The sequence below is a fragment of the Neoakkermansia glycaniphila genome, from assembly GCF_001683795.1.
Lineage (GTDB): Bacteria > Verrucomicrobiota > Verrucomicrobiia > Verrucomicrobiales > Akkermansiaceae > Akkermansia > Akkermansia glycaniphila.
The window spans coordinates 13,115-30,820 of record NZ_LIGX01000014.1 but is presented as its reverse complement, the minus strand read 5'-3'; the positions used below and the strand labels follow the sequence as shown (position 1 = coordinate 30,820).

Annotated in this window: 16 protein-coding genes and 1 tRNA gene; 8 read left to right on the top strand and 9 right to left on the bottom strand. The window is 56.5% G+C overall.

Features of this window, described 5'->3' with window-relative positions; genetic code table 11:
* The first annotated feature begins 224 nt into the window (after window positions 1-224).
* Entirely contained in the window at window positions 225-566 is a 342-nt protein-coding gene (locus AC781_RS03875) for a hypothetical protein (RefSeq protein ID WP_067773804.1), read from the top strand.
* Window positions 567-724: 158 nt separating this feature from the next.
* On the opposite strand, the gene AC781_RS03870 is transcribed toward AC781_RS03875, so the two are convergent.
* Window positions 725-801 (bottom strand) — tRNA-Met (locus AC781_RS03870).
* Between the two features lie 227 nt (window positions 802-1,028).
* On the opposite strand from AC781_RS03870, the gene AC781_RS13645 reads away from it, so the two are divergent.
* From AC781_RS13645 to AC781_RS03855, 3 genes are all read left to right on the top strand, one after another.
* Complete coding sequence (locus tag AC781_RS13645) at window positions 1,029-1,586, top strand: phage connector family protein (protein WP_141675736.1); 558 nt, start codon at window positions 1,029-1,031, stop codon at window positions 1,584-1,586.
* 293 nt (window positions 1,587-1,879) lie between these two features.
* Window positions 1,880-2,749 carry a D-hexose-6-phosphate mutarotase gene (locus AC781_RS03860; RefSeq protein ID WP_067773797.1) on the top strand — a complete coding sequence of 290 codons (870 nt, stop codon included), beginning with the start codon at window positions 1,880-1,882 and terminating at the stop codon, window positions 2,747-2,749.
* Between the two features lie 13 nt (window positions 2,750-2,762).
* On the top strand, window positions 2,763-3,482 hold the full coding sequence (locus AC781_RS03855) for a SanA/YdcF family protein (protein WP_197677909.1): 720 nt from the start codon (window positions 2,763-2,765) through the stop codon (window positions 3,480-3,482).
* A gap of 31 nt (window positions 3,483-3,513) precedes the next feature.
* On the opposite strand, the gene AC781_RS03850 is transcribed toward AC781_RS03855, so the two are convergent.
* From AC781_RS03850 to AC781_RS03815, 8 genes are all read right to left on the bottom strand, one after another.
* Window positions 3,514-4,758 (bottom strand): RsmB/NOP family class I SAM-dependent RNA methyltransferase, encoded by a 1,245-nt coding sequence (locus tag AC781_RS03850; RefSeq protein WP_067773791.1) that lies wholly within the window; start codon window positions 4,756-4,758, stop codon window positions 3,514-3,516.
* The gene (rsgA, locus tag AC781_RS03845; RefSeq protein WP_067773788.1) at window positions 4,758-5,873 is read right to left on the bottom strand and encodes a ribosome small subunit-dependent GTPase A; all 1,116 of its coding nucleotides are present in this window, start codon (window positions 5,871-5,873) and stop codon (window positions 4,758-4,760) included. Before rsgA ends, AC781_RS03850 begins: the two co-directional genes overlap by 1 nt.
* Complete coding sequence (locus AC781_RS03840) at window positions 5,870-6,805, bottom strand: aspartyl protease family protein (RefSeq protein ID WP_067773785.1); 936 nt, start codon at window positions 6,803-6,805, stop codon at window positions 5,870-5,872. The genes rsgA and AC781_RS03840 overlap by 4 nt, the downstream gene beginning before the upstream one ends.
* Window positions 6,802-7,449, bottom strand: coding sequence for a bifunctional phosphopantothenoylcysteine decarboxylase/phosphopantothenate--cysteine ligase CoaBC (gene coaBC, locus AC781_RS03835; RefSeq protein ID WP_067773782.1), 648 nt, complete (start codon window positions 7,447-7,449; stop codon window positions 6,802-6,804). Before coaBC ends, AC781_RS03840 begins: the two co-directional genes overlap by 4 nt.
* 97 nt (window positions 7,450-7,546) lie before the next feature.
* The gene (locus AC781_RS03830) at window positions 7,547-8,437 is read right to left on the bottom strand and encodes a diacylglycerol/lipid kinase family protein (protein ID WP_067773779.1); all 891 of its coding nucleotides are present in this window, start codon (window positions 8,435-8,437) and stop codon (window positions 7,547-7,549) included.
* Window positions 8,434-9,624 carry a transglutaminase-like domain-containing protein gene (locus tag AC781_RS03825; RefSeq protein ID WP_083076532.1) on the bottom strand — a complete coding sequence of 397 codons (1,191 nt, stop codon included), beginning with the start codon at window positions 9,622-9,624 and terminating at the stop codon, window positions 8,434-8,436. The genes AC781_RS03830 and AC781_RS03825 overlap by 4 nt, the downstream gene beginning before the upstream one ends.
* A gap of 127 nt (window positions 9,625-9,751) precedes the next feature.
* Window positions 9,752-12,871, bottom strand: coding sequence for a methyltransferase domain-containing protein (locus AC781_RS03820; protein ID WP_067773773.1), 3,120 nt, complete (start codon window positions 12,869-12,871; stop codon window positions 9,752-9,754).
* Between the two features lie 8 nt (window positions 12,872-12,879).
* Window positions 12,880-13,926, bottom strand: a complete 1,047-nt coding sequence (locus AC781_RS03815; RefSeq protein ID WP_083076543.1) for a glycosyltransferase — start codon at window positions 13,924-13,926, stop codon at window positions 12,880-12,882.
* A gap of 346 nt (window positions 13,927-14,272) precedes the next feature.
* Between AC781_RS03815 and AC781_RS03805 the strand changes: the two genes are divergently transcribed.
* From AC781_RS03805 to menA, 4 genes are all read left to right on the top strand, one after another.
* Window positions 14,273-15,022 (top strand): DUF305 domain-containing protein, encoded by a 750-nt coding sequence (locus AC781_RS03805; protein ID WP_083076529.1) that lies wholly within the window; start codon window positions 14,273-14,275, stop codon window positions 15,020-15,022.
* A 6-nt stretch (window positions 15,023-15,028) separates the two neighbouring features.
* Window positions 15,029-16,423, top strand: coding sequence for a YncE family protein (locus AC781_RS03800; RefSeq protein WP_067773758.1), 1,395 nt, complete (start codon window positions 15,029-15,031; stop codon window positions 16,421-16,423).
* A 75-nt stretch (window positions 16,424-16,498) separates the two neighbouring features.
* Window positions 16,499-16,819 carry a DUF3820 family protein gene (locus tag AC781_RS03795; protein WP_067773755.1) on the top strand — a complete coding sequence of 107 codons (321 nt, stop codon included), beginning with the start codon at window positions 16,499-16,501 and terminating at the stop codon, window positions 16,817-16,819.
* A complete protein-coding gene (gene menA / locus AC781_RS03790; protein WP_067773751.1) occupies window positions 16,816-17,706 on the top strand; it encodes a 1,4-dihydroxy-2-naphthoate octaprenyltransferase in 891 nt (296 codons plus the stop codon). The genes AC781_RS03795 and menA overlap by 4 nt, the downstream gene beginning before the upstream one ends.

The following is a 17,706-nucleotide window of genomic DNA, read 5'->3' as shown; positions in this document are numbered from 1 at the left end:
ATTTGTCCACGCCGGCGGAAACATCATTCCGTCGGCGTGTTTGCATTGCGGCTCATGGCTTGTCTGCGGTGGCTTGTTTTGATGTTGCGTTTTCCGGGGAAATGTTGTTTTATTCAAAAGGAAAGTCTTGGTCGGCAAGTAACGGTTCCGGTTAAAGGGGGCATGGTACGCATGATGCCGCCGGATCGGCTGTTGGCCGCATCACAATTTATCACGCATTTTTTATGAAACGGATTATTTCTGCTATTGCCATGTTGTGTGTATCTCTGGTTGTTCTGCCAGCCGGTCGTGCGGAGGAGCAGGCACAGGCTTCTGTTCGGGAAACACCCCGGCAGCCGGGAGCCGTGCATACGGTGTACGGTGTTGTCGGCGACGGGACGGCCATGCATTCACTGAGTCTCGTGATGCCCGACGGCGAGATGCTCTGGTTCGGCATCGGGGACGATACCGTCAAGGATCTCAAGGACGGGCTTCTGGTGGGGAAGAAGGTAGCTGTGACCTATCGGGAACCGGCCAAGGACGATGATTCGGCATGTATTATGGCTATCCGCATTGCCGATGCCTGATGGCGGCTTGCTCTGTTTTGGCAGCTGCGTGTTTTCGAGTGTGATGTGAAGGAGATGTCGCTGTGCCTTCTCTTGCCGCCTCTGGAGGGATTTTCGGCTGTTGCCATTTCGTGAATACGAAAAAGCCCTGCAAGTTCAAAACTTGCAGGGCTTTCAAATGGTTACGGGGACAGGATTTGAACCTGCGACCTTCAGGTTATGAGCCTGACGAGCTACCTGGCTGCTCCACCCCGCGATTGAATCGCTTTCTCCTTGCAGAGGGCGAGGAGAGTTTACTCCGTTTTCATTTTTTGTCAATCATTTTTTTGTCTTTTCTTTGCGAAAGTGGATAATTGGCGGTTCGGAGGGTGGCTGCAAGGTGCCGGTCGGGTGCGGGCAGGTTGCACGGAGTGTGTTTTACAGGTGAAGCATTGTGGGGTTTGTGGCAGGATTCGGTGTCCGGCATGCGTCCGGTTTTTTGCCATGAAGAGCGAATCTGATTCCATTTTGTCGTTGTGCAATGCGGCTTTGAAGCTGCTTGCCTGTCCGCCTGCCTCCTCCATGAACCCAAACGGGTCGCGAGAGGAGCGGTGCTGCTGCATGTTTTACGAGACCGTGAGGAAGGAGGTGTTGTGCGAGGTGCCGTGGCCTTTTGCCGTGAGGCGGGCGGTTCTGGAGTCGTCCGAGCCGGAAGAGTGGGGATGCCACCCTGTACCGGCCCGTGCGCATGCATTGCCTGACGATTGCCTGAAGGTGCTGCGCGTACGGGCGGACTGGTGGGTGTGCCGAGGGAGGCTGGTGTTTGCCCGCCGTTCTCCTTTGCTGTGTTCGTATGTATGTGATTGCAGGGATTTGCGGCGGTGCGATGCGCGGTTCAAGCGGGCGTTGATTTTGAAGCTGGCGTATGCGATGTCGCGGCCATTGGGGGCGGAGAGGGAGGTGCGCGAGATGTTGTTGATGAATTTCCGGCATGCAACGGAGCATTTGCGGGTTTCACATGGAGTGAAAAGTGTGAATAACTTTTTTGACGGTTTGTTTTGATGTTTTGTTGTCAATTGTTTATATTCTTTTTAACGATGTGAATAATCTGTGAACAAGGTCTGAATAAGATGGAATGGCAGTTTGAGTCTCCTGTATCGTTCCTCATGATTTTTTTGTGAACAACTCTGTGAACAAATGTCGTATCCTGCTGTTTTTTCAATGTTTTTACGATGTGAATAACTTGTGGATATATTGTGAGCAGCCTGTGCGGGAGGCGTCGGAGCGGGGGGCTTTTTTCTCGGGCCGCGGCTGTTCATCTTGCTTGACGCACCGCAGTTCTTTCTTTAGACTGGATGAAACCAGCTTTTCACCCGCAGATGTTCAAGTATTCGTACCCTTATGGCCAGGATTTTCCTTTTGTCGAGATAGAGACTTCCCAGTGTTCCGCCCGGTTGTCTTTGTACGGAGCCCAGTTGCTCGATTGGACTCCCAAGGGGCAGTTTCCGGTGCTGTGGATGAGTCCGAACGCCGAGTTTGTGGCCGGGAAGGCGATCCGGGGCGGTGTGCCTTTGTGCTGGCCGTGGTTCGGTAAGGATCCGACGGATGGCGGCAGGCCTTCGCATGGCGTGGCGCGGGTGTCACTGTGGTCGCTGGTGTCCTCCGAGGTGCTCGCGGACGGGACGGCGGTGCTGGAGCTGGCTCTGCCTGCCTCCCGGCCTGAAGATCCTTCCTCCAGGTTGCGGCTGGAGCTGGGGCAGTCTTTGGAGATGAGGTTGGTGACGGAGAACGGGACGATGCCGTTGCCATTTTCCGCCGCGTTCCACAGTTATTTTTCCGTGAGCAATTATGCGCGTACGGTGGTGACGGGGCTGAAGGATTGTCCGTTTACGGAGTTTGCTGCGGATGCGGTGCCTCACCGCGAGTCGCCCCTGCATCCTGCGGGGCATATCGACCGTATTTATTATCCGACGAAGACGGTGGTGCATGTGGCCGATCTGGAGTGGCAGCGTGTGCTGTGCCTGACGCGCAGCGGTTCCAATTCTCTTGTGGTGTGGAATCCCGGTGCCGAGTTGGCCGCCGGTATGGCGGATGTGGGGGCGGGGTTCGAGAGCGGTTTCCTGTGCGTGGAGACGGTGACGGCTCCTCAGGAGGAGGTTGTTTTGGCTCCGGGTGCGGTGCATACGATGATTTGCCGTGTGGCGGTGTCGGGCATCGGTTGTTGAGAGGAGGATGGCGATGAAGAGGGTAATGCTGCATGTGGTGGCCGGATGTTCGGCCGGGTGGAGGTTTGTTCGCCGCTGCTGGCGATGGAGACCGATGAGGTGGATGCTGGCCGGGCTGGCGGGTTGCGTGATGCTGTCGGTAGCGGTTTTCGCTGTGTCGGAGTGGTATACGTATGCGCAGTCGAAGGATCGGGCGTTCTGGTCGACGGAGGAGCTGCCCGGCGATGCCGTGGCAGTAGTGCTGGGTTGCGCCCCGAAGCTGGGGGAGCGGAATAATCTGTATTTCCTGCAGCGGATGGATGCGGCTGCCAGGCTTTGGAGGTCCGGGAAGGTGTCGGCGATGATTGTGTCGGGAGATAATAGTTCGCACGATTATAACGAGCCGGAGGCGATGAAGGCGGCGCTGGTGGCCAAGGGGGTGCCGGAGGAGCGTATCGTGTGTGATTTCGCCGGGTTGCGGACGCTGGATTCGGTGGTGCGTGCGCGGGATATTTTCGGCGTGAACCGTGTGATTTTCGTGTCGCAGGAGTTCCACAATGAGCGGGCTCTTGCGATTGCCGGGTATCTGGGGATGGATGCCTACGCTTTCAATGCCAGGAATGCGGTGGGCGATTATTACAGGCGGGCTTCGTGGATGCGGGAGCGTGCCGCCCGCGTGGCGATGATGCTTGATTTATGGGTGCTGAACCGTTCCCCGAAGTATATGGGGAAGCGGGAGCAGCTGCCGGAGTGAGTTTGCGCCTGAGGTGTGCCTCACGGCCGGTTCAGTTCCTTTTGTGCAGGAGGGCGGCATAGGCGCCGTCCGCCTGTTCCCGGTGGGGCAGGGCGAGGTGGTCCTGTACGAGGGTGCAGTCCGGATGTTCGGAGAGGTAGCGGTCGATGACGGCGCGGTTTTCTTCCGGGTCGATGGAGCAGGTGGAGTAGACGATGCGGCCTCCGGGTTTGACGGCTTTTGCGGCACAGGTGAGGATGGTGTGCTGGAGGTCAGAGAGGCGGGTGATTTCTTCCGGGGTGAGTCTCCACGGGACGTCGATGCGTTTGCGGATGACGCCCGTGTTGGAGCAAGGTACGTCGAGGATGACGGCGTCGTATGCCTGTTGCCATTCCGGAGGGCAGGGCTGCGTCCAGTCATGCGCACGGATGTCGATGTGGTCGGCTCCCTGTTTCCTGAGGTTTTCGAGGAGTTTGGGGAGGCGGTGTTCGTGCATGTCGGTGGAGGTGAGGATGGCCTTGCCGCCGGTAGCAGAGAGGATGGCGGCGGATTTCCCGCCGGGTGCGGCGCAGGCGTCGAGGATGCGTTCGCCGGGCTGCGGTGCGAGGAGGCCGATGCAGTAGCGGGTGGAGGGGTCGGCGATGTAGAGGCTGCCGTTTTCAACGGCAGCGCGCGGGATGGCTCCGGTGAGGGTGTACCAGCCGGGGATGCCTTCGAGGGGTACGAGGGTGTCCGGTACGGTGTCGAGCGGGCGCAGGGCGTTGCCGCGGGCATGCAGAACAGGTGGGCGGTTGTTCCAGGCGAGCATGGCGGCGGTTTCGGGTTTGCCGTAAGTGGCTTGCCATCTGCGGACAAGCCATTCGGGTATGGAGTAGCGGACGGGGAGCGGGAGTGTGTCCCTCTCGCGGATGAGTTCCTGTTTGCGGCGCGCAGCGTTGCGCAGGATGCCGTTGACGACGCCGCGGACGCGTTGCGGGACGAGTTTGACGGTTTCGCTGACGGCGATGTGGTCCGCCTGCCCGAGGATGAAGATTTGGCTGAGGCCGACGAGGGTGAGGATGTGGAGCGGGGTGTCGAGCGGAGAGGGGCGCAGGGTGCGGATGATGTGTTCGAGCCATGTTTTGTTGCGGAGTGTGCCGTAAACGATGGCCTGGACGAGTGCTCGGTCGGAGGGGCCGAGTCCGGCGTCGGCGGTGTGCCGTGCGACGAGGGTTTCGGCGAAGGCGTGGCCGGTCGACCATCGGGAGAGGCATTCGGCGGCGATTTGACGGGCGCCGGTTCGCGGTGCGTTTTTCATTAGCAGGGGCGGTTGGGGTGGCGGTCGCGCCGCTGGTCGCGGCGGTCTTCGTAGTTGCGGATTTTTTCGCGCGTTTTGCGTTTGTTGACGCGTTCGAGGGTCATTTGGCGTTTTTCACTGCGGCGGACGAGTTCTTCGATTTCTTCGTCGAGGCGCATGTAGTGTTCGTAGCGTTCCTGGGAGAGTGTGCCGTTTCCGACGGCGGCGCGGATGGCGCATCCGGCGTCTTTGCCGTGGCTGCAGTCGGCGAATTTGCACTGTGCGGCGAGTTCCGACAAGTCGGCGAAGTTGGCGCGGAGGGTTTCGGCATCGGTCCACATCTGGATTTCGCGCATGCCGGGGTTGTCGATGAGGCAGCCGCCGTCCGGCAGGATGACGAGTTCGCGGGCGACGGTGGTGTGGCGGCCTTTGCCGGTGACGGCGTTGACGTCTCCGGTGTCGAGCCATTCTTCACCGAGGAGGGAGTTGACCAAGGTGGATTTACCGACGCCGGAGGAGCCGACGATGGTGATGGTGAGGCCGGAGGGGACGAGGGCGAGGATGTCCGGGTAGCCTTTGCGTTTGCGTGCGGATATGGGGTGGACGGGGAGGTTCGGAGCCAGTGACCGGAGGCTGTCGACGGCTTCCTGCAGGATGCCTTTCGGCGTTTGGTCCGCTTTGTTGATGAGGACGATGGGGTCCGCTCCGCTTTTACGGACGAGGGTGAGGTAGCGTTCGATGCGGCGCGGGTTGAAGTCTTCTCCGGCATCGGTGACGATGACGACGATGTCGATGTTGGCTCCGATGACTTGTTCGGCGGTGCTTTTGCCGGGAGCTTTGCGGGAGAAGCAGGTTTTGCGCGGCAGGCGCGCGCGGATGACGGGGATGTCCCCTTCCTGTCCGGGGTCGACGGCGACCCAGTCGCCTACGGCGGGCAGGTCGGCATCCGAGTCGGCATCGTTCCAGACTTTGCCGCTGAGTACGACGTCATGATCTCCCGTGCCTTGGCCGATGACGGTGTAGTTGATTTTCGTTTCGCGGATAATGCGGGCCGGGTACCAGCCGGGCTGCGCCAGTTGCCGGAAGGCTTCTTCGAAGCGGCTGTCCCAGCCGAGGTTGTCGAGGGTGACGGTCATTGCCGGTTTTCGGGCTCGTGCATCCGGGCAGTTATCGTGAAGTTGCCGTTTTTGCGTGCGATACAGAAGTCGAAGTGCTGGAGGATGTCCATGCCGATTTGTCCCGGGGCTCCGGGGGCTGCTATCCATGGGCGGATGTTTTTGAGTACGAGGCCGCCGCCAAGGTCGAGGTCCATGGGTTTGCCGCGTTGCATTTTGTCTGTGGATGCGGAGTTGATGTCCGCCGATTTCATGTGTGTTGCCTGTTCGGCGTCGGGTTCCCATGTGCCGTGCGGGACGATGGTGATGGAGGATCCGGTGTCGAGCAGCAGGGGGATGTCTTTGCCTCCGGCTTTGGCCATGGAGATGAAGCGCATGTTGTCGTCGAAGCTTCCCCGCATGGCGCAGGGGAAAGCGGGGTATTTTTTGCTCCAGCAGACTTTAGCGTTTTTCGCAGAGAAGATGAACGGTAGCGGGTTTTGCAGGAAGGTCGTCGTGCCGAGGATTCCGGCAATGGGTTTTTCCATCATCGTGTTGACCGGTTTGAGGCTGGTGACGAAGAGGGGGAAGTGCTGGAAGTGCATGGGGCCGAGGTCGATGCTGCCGAACATGATTTTCTGCCCGTTTTTGACGTTGGTCGATCCCTGTATCTGGACGGGCACCAGTTCGGCCTGCGGCATTTTTTCGGCTACGTATTCGGAAGCGAGGGTGGTGTGGGTCGCTCCCGTGTCGATGATGTAGCGCCCTTCAATGCCGTCGATTTTGGCCGTGGTGATGAATTGGTTCGTGGAGCGGTTGATTTCGATGGGCAGATGGTCTTCGATGACGGCCGTTTTGTCCACGAGGACGGTGGCTGCGGTTTCCGTGGCCGTGTAGGGTTTTTCTTCGGCGGCGAAGGTGGGGATTCCCGCGCAGGCGACGCAGGCTGCGGTGGTGAGGATGGTGCGGATCATTTGGCTGGTTGATGTGGGATGATGCCGCTGGCGCGGCTGATGATTTCCATGGCAATGTGTTCCTTGGTGTCCTTGGGAAGGGGTTCTGCGCCGTCGGCCGTGATGAGGAGGACTTCGTTTTGCGAGCTGTCGAATCCGATGTCTTTGCGGGAGACGTCGTTGGCGACGATGAGGTCGCATTGTTTGCGGATGAGTTTGTCGTGCGCGTATTGTTCGATGTTTTGCGTTTCGGCGGCGAAGCCGACGAGGATGCCGGTGTAGCCGAAGTCGCTGCGCATGGAGCCGAGGATGTCGGGCGTTTTTTCGAGTTCGAGGGTGAGTTTGTCACCAGTTTTTTTGATTTTCTGGTCGGCTACGGCAATGGGGCGGTAGTCTGCGACTGCCGCACAGAGGATGGCTATGTCCGTTCGGTCGCAGAGGGAGCGGACGGTGTCGTACATTTCCTGAGCCGTTTCGACGGGGATGAAGTCAACGCCGGGCGGGACATCCAGCGAGGTGGGGCCGGAGACGAGTATCACATGGTGGCCTTCGTGCGCGGCGGCTCCGGCAAGGGCATAGCCCATGCGACCGGAGGAGCGGTTCGTGATGTAACGCACGGGGTCGATGGGTTCCCGGGTGGGACCCGCTGTGACGAGGATTCTCATAACGCGCGGTATGATAGCAGGAAGGGAGGGGCTTGGAAAGTTCTATTTGCGAGCGTCCGGTCTGGTCGCCGGGATGATGCGGGTGGCGGGCAGAGGCTTACAGTCTGTTGAGGACGCGTACTTTGAGGCTGCCCGGTGCGCGGGTGATGCGGGTGCTCTGGCCGCTTTCGTGGGTGCCGGAGTAGTCGCCGTCCATTTCGTAGGGTACGGGAGCGGCGGATTCGATGGAGGCGGATTCGATACGGAGGTAGGTGTATTCCGCACAGTGCCTGTCCGGGTGCAGTCCCCGGAAGAGGAGGGATTTGACGATCTGGTAGACCATGCTGGCGCTGTCGCTGTGGAAGACGATGGCGTCAAGGATGCCGTCGCTGTTGGTGGCGTGGCGGAAGAGTTTCATGGATCCTCCGTACAGGGAGCCGTTGCCGAGGAGGATGGCATGGCCGCGGCAGGCGCTGCCGTCCGGCAGGCGAAGGGTGAGTTCCGGGTGGTGTTCCATGCAGGCTTTGAGGCCGGAGAAGCCGTAGGCGAGAGGGCCCCATTTGCGTTTGGTGTGCGGGGTGGTGAGCTGGACGGCTCGGGCATCGGGGCCGAAGCCTGCCATTTGGATGAAGGGCGTGCCGTTGATTTCGAAGATGTCGATTTCCCGGGTTTCTCCCTGCCGGATGGCGGCAAGGGCGGCGTCGAAGTTGTGGGAGCCGATGCCGATTTCACGGGCGAAGACGTTCATGGTGCCGGAGGGCATGACGGCGAGTTCCGTTGCCGTGCCGGCCAGTCCCTGCGCTGCGCGGGCGAGTGTGCCGTCTCCCCCGGCAACGGCGATGAGCGGGGTGCCTTCTCGGGCGAGGCGGGAGCAGTAGTCGCTCATTTCTTCGGGGCTGCCGGGCCGGATGATTTGGAAGGCTTTGTGGTTGTTGTCCAGCCACGCATGGAAGGCTCCCTTTTTGGAGATGCGCGCAGCGGCATTCACGAGGAGCGGGATGGGTTTCATGATTGCTGGCGAAGCATTTCAGGAGAGATGTAGATGAGCTGGACGGCGGTGTCCGTAGGCTGGACGTCGAGGGTGGCGATGGGGTCGGCGTCTTTCTTTTCCTTGACGATGAGTTTGTATTTGCCGATGCGTGGCAGGGAGAAGCGGAGGAAGGCGCGCATGTCCGCTTCGTTGTCCGGCGTATAGCCTTCTTCGAGGATTTCTCCGTTTTCGCGAGTGAGGATGACGTAGAGCGGCGCCCGTTTCGCCATGGGCGAGGGTGCGATGCGGGAGTCGATGAAGAGGCGCTGCTGTTCTTTCGAGAGGCCGGCTTTTTCGTACCAGTCGCGCGCCAGTTTGACGTAGCGTTCGGAGACGTCGACTCCGGGGACGAATCGGGAGCCTTCCGGGAAGTGGAGTCCTCCGAGGGCTGGAGCGTAACGGGCTTTCCATATCATCGGGAAGAAGAGGGTGTCTTTCTTTTCCCATGAAGTGGCGATGAGTTTGTGCTCGAAGGAGGAGGTGTCGAGCATGCCGATGTTTTCCATGACCCACGGCGTGTTGAATTCCTTTTCGTTGAATTCGATCATGTGCCACTGGCCGTCGAACCATGCTTCGGTCCATGTGTGGTTGCCCATGATGTGGCTCCACAGGGTGATGCCGACAAGGCGGGAGGGTATGCCGACTGAGCGCAGGGCGGCGGCCAGCAGGGTGCTTTGGCCGGTACAGGAGACTTTCTGTTCCTGCAGTGCTTCCGAGGGCGACATGTTGGGCTTGCGGCGTTCTGCGGAGTAGAAGACGCCTGTGTCCCTGGTCATGTTGGCCGCGATGCGGAGGACGGCTTCGCGGGCGGTTTTGCACTCTGCGACGATGGGGCGGTATTTGGCTTCCAGCGCTGTGCGCCAGTCGCTGCGCGTTTCATCCGTGAAGGCGTAGGGAAGGACGTTGTTGCGGTAGATTTCCCATGGCGCCGTTTTGCCCCATGGATAGAAGCCGCGGGCTTGCAGGGCTGCCTGTACGTCTTTGCGGACGAAGTCCCGGGTGACGGAATCCCTATCCATGGCGGGACGGTTGTTCCAGACGAAATCGACGGCTTCGTTTTCCAGTGATGGTGAGACCGCCTGTGCGGAGAGGCTTGGTACGCCGAGAGCCGGAATCAGTATGCAGAGGCTGAGAGGATGCATCGCGTTGCTACGACAGAGTAGCATGACGGTGAGCGGAAAAGCAAGTGTTTTTCAGGTATGTTCCAAGGTGTAAAAGGACGGCATCCATCAGGTGATGGATGCCGTGTGCAAAGAGGATGGAACGATGGGCTTCGGATGGCCATGTGGTCCGTCAGTGCTTGCGGTAGAGATAGAAGCCGCTGGGTTGTTTGATGTAGGTTTCTTCTCCCCATTTGTCCCAATGGACGGTGATGCTGTCGGATGTGAAGGAGAGGACGTTGGCATGGTCGTCACGCGTGATGCGGGTTGCCCGGTTTCCGGTGATTTGCAGGAGGTCGTGCCATTCGGGGTGGTGCAGTTCGAGGATGTGTTCGTGGTTGGCCGGATCTGTGGATACGGAGCGGTTGCGCACGATGAATTGCTGGTCGAGCAGGCCGCCTCTCATGACGGATTTGTTGCTTTTCTGGACGATGATGTGAGGATGCGGGCAGTGTTGCCGGACGTATTCGGCACGGTTGTTGCATCCGGCTTCTTCCATCAAAATGTGGTACAGATGGTCTTCAGCAAAGCCGAATTTCGTCCGTTTCACATGCGGGTTGCGGGCCAGTATTTTCGGGATTTCCTGTTCGGGCGCAGCCTCGCATTGCAGCAGGTTTTGCATGACTTTTTTTCCGAGTACCATGGAGGCTCCGAAGACCGTGTAGTTGACGATTCTGAAACAGACATGGCCTTTTTCCTCATAACGGATGGGGCTGAGCGAAGCATAATAGCTGCTGTTGCCTGCGGGGATGGTGTTGTGATAGTCGTTGACCGTTTTAAGGTAATCCCTGCTATAGAAGTCGTCGTCGTCGATTTTGGCAAAGAGGTCGTATTCCGAGATGTCGATGTCCCTGATGGTGTCGATGAAGTTGGAGAGCTGGTTTTTATTGGGGTAATGGCGCATGGTGATGCGGCCTTCTTCGATCCAGTGGCGGAAGTTCGGCAGGATGGTGTTGATGTAGGCCCATTCGCTGATGCCTTTGACGGCGACGAAGAGATGATGATTTTCATAGCTTTGGGCCATGATGGCGTAGATTTGCCGTTGCAGGTCCTCATAACGTTTGTAGGAGGTGAGGCAGACGGCGATTCTGTGTTGCCGGGGTATCCGGGGTGTTTGCTTTGCCGTGCGTTTTTTCTGGTAGAAGTAGTCGTGTTTTGCAACCCGTATGTTCAACTCGTTGTTCGACTGGGCCATTTCCAATGTGGTGTCGATGGGCAGGCGGCAGGAGATGAAGAGTTCGGCGACTTTACGGCGTGAGCGGGCAGGCACAATGAGGGCATGGGTACCCCAGACGTAGGAGTTGTGCAGTGTTTTCTCTCCGGTGCGGTACGGTTCGAAGGTGGGTTGTTCGATGTTCGGAGGTATGGAAACAGGATTCGTCTGGAGGCGGTGGAAGAGCCGGATGATATCGGTTTCGGGATGGTTTTCCAGTTCCTGACTGACGATTTTCGAGAGCGTGAAGGCATCAATGAGAGGGGTGGAGTCGCTTTCTCCGAAGATGATGAGGTCGTCGTCATCCCATGAGGGGTCAAGGAGCATGTTGGCGAATGATTGGCGTAAGGAGCGTACGTGTCGACGTTCGCATGTGGCGGGCGCCCTGCCAAGAAAAGAGGTGAATTCATCTTCCCGTGTGTCGGTGAGGTTCTGTTCCGGAGAGACGGGGTAGTGGGAGATTTCATAGCCGAGATGTTCGAGTTCGGTTTGTCCTTCCATGTTTTCATTCGGAGCGATCAGGAAGACGCATTTCATCGTTTTGCGGTCAAGGTTGGGTTTGACTGCTTCGATGCAGGTGGTTTCGATGCGGTTGAAGTCGGGGCCGAGCTGGCGGTTGCGCTGTTCGATGCCGCGCATGTGGGGGTGGGATGATTCTCCGAGTCTTTGTTCACAGGCTTCGAAGCCGATGGAGTGCAGGATGGCGAGCATGGTGTCTTTCGTCCAGATGGCTTTGTGTCCGTGTTTGGTGACGATGGATGCCAGCGCGCTGCCGGGCGAGCCGTCCCCCCATCCGTGGGATTGCAGGAAGCGGATGTATTGCGGTGTTGATTCGCGCGCGATTCGGAGCAGATCCGGGAAGGCGAGCCGGAGGATGCCTCCGGGTTTGAGGGTGCGCCATGCTTCTTTCATGAAGGCGTAGGCCTGGTTTGAGGGAATGTGTTCGATGACGTGTTCCAGGAAGAGGGCATCGATGCTTTGATCGTTCCAGGGCAATGGCTTGGTGATGTCGAAAACGGGCATGTCCAGATTCATCCAACCCGGCAGGCGATTGATGCCGCAACCGAGCTGGATGTAGAGTGGTTTTTCGATGGCGGAGGCATCGCAAGCGGGTTCGTTTGCATGAAGTGTGCCGGAGAGAGGGGTGAGGACGATTTTGTTTCCGGTGTAGGTGCCATTGAGGCAGGCAAGGTTTTCTTCGGGCCAGTCGAACCAGTGGAGCGCGAGGTGCATGCCGTTTTCGAGGCGGTAGGTGCCGCTGCATCCTGCAGCCGTGCGGCGATAGTATCCCCCCGGATAGAAGTGCAGGGTGTCGTTCCAGTGGGAATGGCGGCCATGGAAGGATGCCGAGGGCGAAGTACGGTAGAAGGCATCGATGGCTTTCAGGCGTTCCGGTCCGCACCAGTGGGCGGTGACCATGTCATTGTCTGGAAGAGGGTAGCGTTTGTTGCTGAGGTACAGGCGTTCGGTGGCATGGGGTCGGGCTCCGAGCTTTATGGCCTGTTGCCCGATGATGATATCTTCGGCTCCGGTCGGAGGAATGGTTCCTTCCTTGACGATTTTTTCGACCATTTGGCGGGAGAGCATGTATCCGGCTCCGCCGCTGGGTGCATTGCGCTTTCGGAGCAGGTGGTCGCCGATGAGGTCGCAGTCGGGACGGATGATGGAGGGCAGCCGGTCGAGGGCGACGTATGTGTCGTCATCGCATTTGAAGAGCCAGTCGAATTCTTCGTTTTCCAGTGCATGGCACAGGAAGGCGAATGTTTTTTGAGGCAGGTGTTTGTAGCTGTCGTTGACGGGGAGGGCGACGGTGTCCGGTTCGGGCGCGCTGGCATCCGGGGTGTTGCCCATAAAGAATAGGCAACGGATGCCGTCCGGAATGTGGCGGAGCCATGTGTCGCGTACGGCGTCTCTGCGTTCGGCGTGTGCTGCACACGTGCAGATGCCGACGAGGATGCGGGGCTGTTGGATGGTTTCCGTGGAGGAAATGGCGGAGCCGCTAACGTGAGAGGCGGATGCGGGGTTTGGGATGGAGTTCATGTGTGTTTTTATTCGGGAAGTTGTTGTATTTTTTCGAAGGTTTCGGACCAGCTGGCAATGGATGCGTCCATTCCTCCGAGCAGGAGGCCGCGTTCTCTGGCTGCGGCGGCCATGTCGTCGCGCAGGTTGGGTTCGTAGGCCATTTTGCTGGCGTAGTAGATGAAGTCCTGCGGTGTTTTGCAGAGCCACCCCGTTTTGCCGTGCTCGATAAGCCGTTGCCAGCCTCCTCGGTCATTGACGATGAGTACGCTGCCGCTGGACATGGCTTCGAAGCCGACGCGCGGCCAGTTTTCATGCGTGTCTGTGGGCTGCAGGATGATGCGGCTGTGCCTGTAGAAATCCTGCTGGCTGAGAGAACGGTGGTCTCGGACGGTTCGTATCCATGGAAATGGTTTGCCGATTTTCTGTTCGCTGCGTTCGTCGAAACCGAGGAAGATGGCTCGTTTCGGCCGGGGGGAGACGAAGTATTCGTAGATGTGCAGGGTGAGGCGGGAGAATTTGTCGGGGTTCTGGCGGGAGATGCGGCCGCAGCCGAATATGTCGTCGGGGCGTTCTTCGATGTAGGGGAAGTTGTCGTGGTGGAAGTAGGGGGTGAAGGTGTGGAAGACGGCCTTGCTGTCCGGGTTGAGCCCCCGCAGAATGGGCATGTTTTGTTGGCGTACATCTTCATTCTGGTAGAGGAACATGGCGATTTCGTTGTTGAGCATGGCTTCCTTTTCGCGAGGGAAGAGCCAGGTCATGCAGTTGACGAAGACGGTTCTGTTCGTTTGTGTTTTGATGTGAGGGAGGCTTTGGAGGAAGGCGGCATTGCAGAATCCGAAGACGGGGTCACCCGGAGAAATGCTGCTCCAGTCATTAGGTGCATGGATGCGGACTCCCCGGGCGAGCATTTCCCGGTGCATGGGGTCGTCGGGAGGGAGGCTGCGGGAGGGGATGAGATGGACTTCCATTCCCATGTGGAGCCAGAGGATGATCTGATGGTGGAGTTCCGTTCCGGCTCCACCGTAGAATCCGGGGAATCCGTGGACGTAGAGTTTTTTGAGCGATGATGGCATGGCTGTGATGAGGGTTGCGGGTGCGCATGTATCCGGGACGGCTTGTGCCGCGAGGGATGCGTGGCTTCTATCTTCCATGGGTTGCGGCGCGAAACAAGGTTCATGTTTTTCATTTCCTGCCATTGCCGGATTCTGTTTCGGAAGGTATAGAAGCGATTAAATATGTTGTATTTTAACTTTTTACATCTTTTTATATTTGCATTTACTATCATTGGTGATATCATTCTTAAAAGAATGATAGCGGGTGCGACATGAGCTTGGGAGATTCATGTCAATAGTATATCTGGAACAACAATTATCTATTGTCGATGTTTGTCGAATTAATAATCAAACCTATTAAAATTGAATGATGAAAGCATTATTTTTTGGATTTTGTCTTACTTCTCTTTGTGTTGCGGTTTCGACGGATGGAAAAATACAGGCGTGTCATTTCGCTTTTAAAGCTGCTGTTCCAGTCTCGATTTTATCAAAAAATAAAACAGGAGATATTGAACATGACGGTTGTTCCGCAGCAGAAGACAAAAACAAAAACAAAGACAGAGATCATGATGCCAATGTACATGGTAAATATGGAGGTAATGCGTTACTCTCTATGATGGATTCCATGATGGTTGCGATGGATCAAGCTCGGTCAAATGTTTCGGTAGAAGCGGATTTTTTGAGCCAGATGGTTGCTCATCATCAAGGTGCGATTGATATGGCTCAGTATGAAATCGCGAACGGTAAAAATTTTGAGATGATTCAGCTGGCGAAAAGCATTGTTGCTGAACAGCAAATTGAAATCGAAAAAATGCTGTTTTTACTCGCCCATTGTGAAAAAATGCAGATACCCGTTGGTTATGGAGCTGCCATGACTCAAACTATGACTGATATGATGGACGTCACACCTGGGGATAATGTGCAATACGATTCTGTCGATCATGCTTTTGCAGCGATTATGTTGCCGCATCACCAAGCAGCGGTTGATATGGCCATGGTGCTGCTCAAATACGGTAAAGATCCAAGAATTGCCAATGTTGCTGCTCAAATCATCGCTGAACAACAAGTGGAAATTGAACAGATGCAGATGTTTCTCAAGCTAAATAAAGGAAAGTAACAGACTATGAATAAAATACTTTTTTTGATTGTATTTGTATTAACGGTTTTTTGTGATGTAAAAGCATCCGAACAGTATGCGCTTGATCGGGTTTATACCGGCAATCAAGTTTCCAATACGGTTTCCGTGATTGCCCCAGCTACCAATGTTCTGTTGGGTGAAATTATTCTAGGCAAACCCTATCCGAATGTTCTTTCCCCTCTTTACAAAGGGGCCTCTTTGGTGCATGGCCTGCGTTATGACGAAGGTCGCAAGATTCTTGCGGTTGTTTCCATTGGTTCCAATTCGGTCACTTTCATATCGACGTTGGACAACAAAGTGTTGAAAACGGTTTATGTAGGACGAGCCCCGCACGAACCGACCTTTACACCGGACGGCAAAGAAATCTGGGTGACGGTTCGCGGTGAAGCGTATTTGAGTGTGATTAATATGGACACATTAACAGAAACCACAAGAGTTCCGGTGGCTGATGGACCCGGTATGATTGCGTTTTCACAAGATGGCAAATATGCCTATGTCTGCTCGAGCTTTACCCCCGAGGTAGATGTGGTGGACAAAACTACTTACCGAGTTATCAAAAAAATTCCGGTTATTAGTCCATTTTCGCCCAATATTTACACCAGTCCTGATGGTAAATTGGTTGCATTAACTCACAAAGATGTTGGTAAAGTCACCGTTATTGATACTTCAAGAAATGAAGTGATCAAGGTGTTTTCAACGGGAGCCATTACCAATCATGTCTCTTTTGCTCAGACGGGCGAAAGATTGTTGCTGGCAGTGACGGTAGGCGGTGAAAATTGCGTAAAATTTTTTGATGTTGCTGATGATTACAAACAAATTGCCACTATTCCGGTTGATGTGTTGCCGCACGGTTTGTGGCCGTCTCCAGATGGTAGACGTCTCTATGTCGGACTGGAATATAGTGATATGGTTCAGGTGATTAATTTGGAGAATATGACGGTGTCGGCATCAATCAAAATCGGACAAAGCCCTCAAGCCTTGGTTTATGCGCAAAATGCTGTGAATAGTCCACGAGATTCGAACAATTTGTCCAACCCGCGTGATCCATTAACAGCGCAAGTTATTGTGTTGAAGCCAATAAATGCCGAAGATGCTGCGTTCGGTCAGTTGTCGGTTCGCCAAATTGGGCGTACGAAATTAATCGAGCAGCTTTTTCTGAAACTGAAACCGGACACGTCTTATACGCTTGCTTTCTCCAAAAGCCTTTCCAAGTTGCAAGCGGATTATGAAATCAATGCATTTCAAACCGAGTCTAACGGAAAATATGCTGCACAGTCCGATGCATTATTGCAAAACGCTGGCGGCGTGGACTACGAATGTGTGGTTCTTCGTGATGATACTACTGGGCAAATCGTGATGGTGGGTGAAAGTGTCCAATGAAACAATAGCCTTGTTTATCGTCTACATGGTTTTGTCTCGCTTGCAGAGTGGTCGGAGGTGTGGTAAGATTCGGGCATGAATGAAGGGAGCTTGCCCGATGCTGAACAGTTGCGCGCTTTGCTGGCGGAGATCGCCGGGATGCATATGCCGTTCGGCATGTATGGCCCGGCGAAGTATCCGCCGAAGGGCTGCCCGATCATGGATTTGCCCGAGGAGTATCTCGGCTGGTTCCAGCAGCGCGGTTTCCCCAAGGGGAAGCTGGGGCAGTTGATGGAGCAGTGCTGGGAGCTTCGTTCCAATGGCATGGACCATTTGTTCCAGCCGTTCCGCGCGGCACGGGGCGGGCGGACTTCTTCGAGGGGCCGCCGCCGCAGTTACGATTTTCCTGAATCATGAATACGTTTGTTTCTTTTTTGCTTGCCGCTCGTCCGAAGACTCTTCCTGCCGGGATCGTTCCGGTGTGGGCCGGTTGTATGATCGTTTGGAAGATGCGTGGCTTTTGGGATATGCGTTTGGCGGCGCTGACGCTTGCGAGTGCGCTGTGTATTCAGATTGCCTGCAATTTTTTCAACGATGCGATCGATTTTCGCAAGTCGGCCGATACGGCGAAGCGGCAGGGGCCGAAGCGCATGACGGCGTCGGGGCAGTTGTCCGCCCGGACGGTGCAGGTGGTCGGTGCGCTTTTTTTGCTGGGCGCCTGCGTAGCGGCATGGCCTTTGATCGAGTTGCGCGGCTGGCCGATGCTGGCAATCGGTATTCCTTCCCTGTTTTTTGCCTACGGTTATACGGGGGGGCCTTGGCCGCTGGCGTACAAGGGGCTGGCCGAGGTGTTCGTGGTGCTGTTTTTCGGGCTGGTAGCGGTGATGGGTACAGTGTTTGTGCAGGTGGGTTGGTCGAGCGGAGATGCGATGTTGTATGCGGCTGCCGGGATGGTGGGGGTGCAATGCGGACTGCTTTCCGCCGTGATGGTGAGTGTGAACAATATCCGTGACAGGGCCGAAGATGCTTCATCCGGCAAGAGGACTTTGGCTGTGCGGCTGGGCGATGCGAAGTCCCGGCGTCTGGCCTGTTCGTTTATCGTGGCGACGTATGTGACGATGCCGCATGTGAGCAAGGCTTTGGGCGGGATTCAGTTGTCATGGTATTGGCTGCCGCTGATTCTGCTGGCCGGGGTGCTGATGCTGAAGATTCTCCGCACGCCCGCCGATAAGCGGATGAACGGGGTGCTTGCCTTGGCGGCTCTGCATTTGGTAGCCTTTGTGGCGACGCTGGCGTGTTCCTGA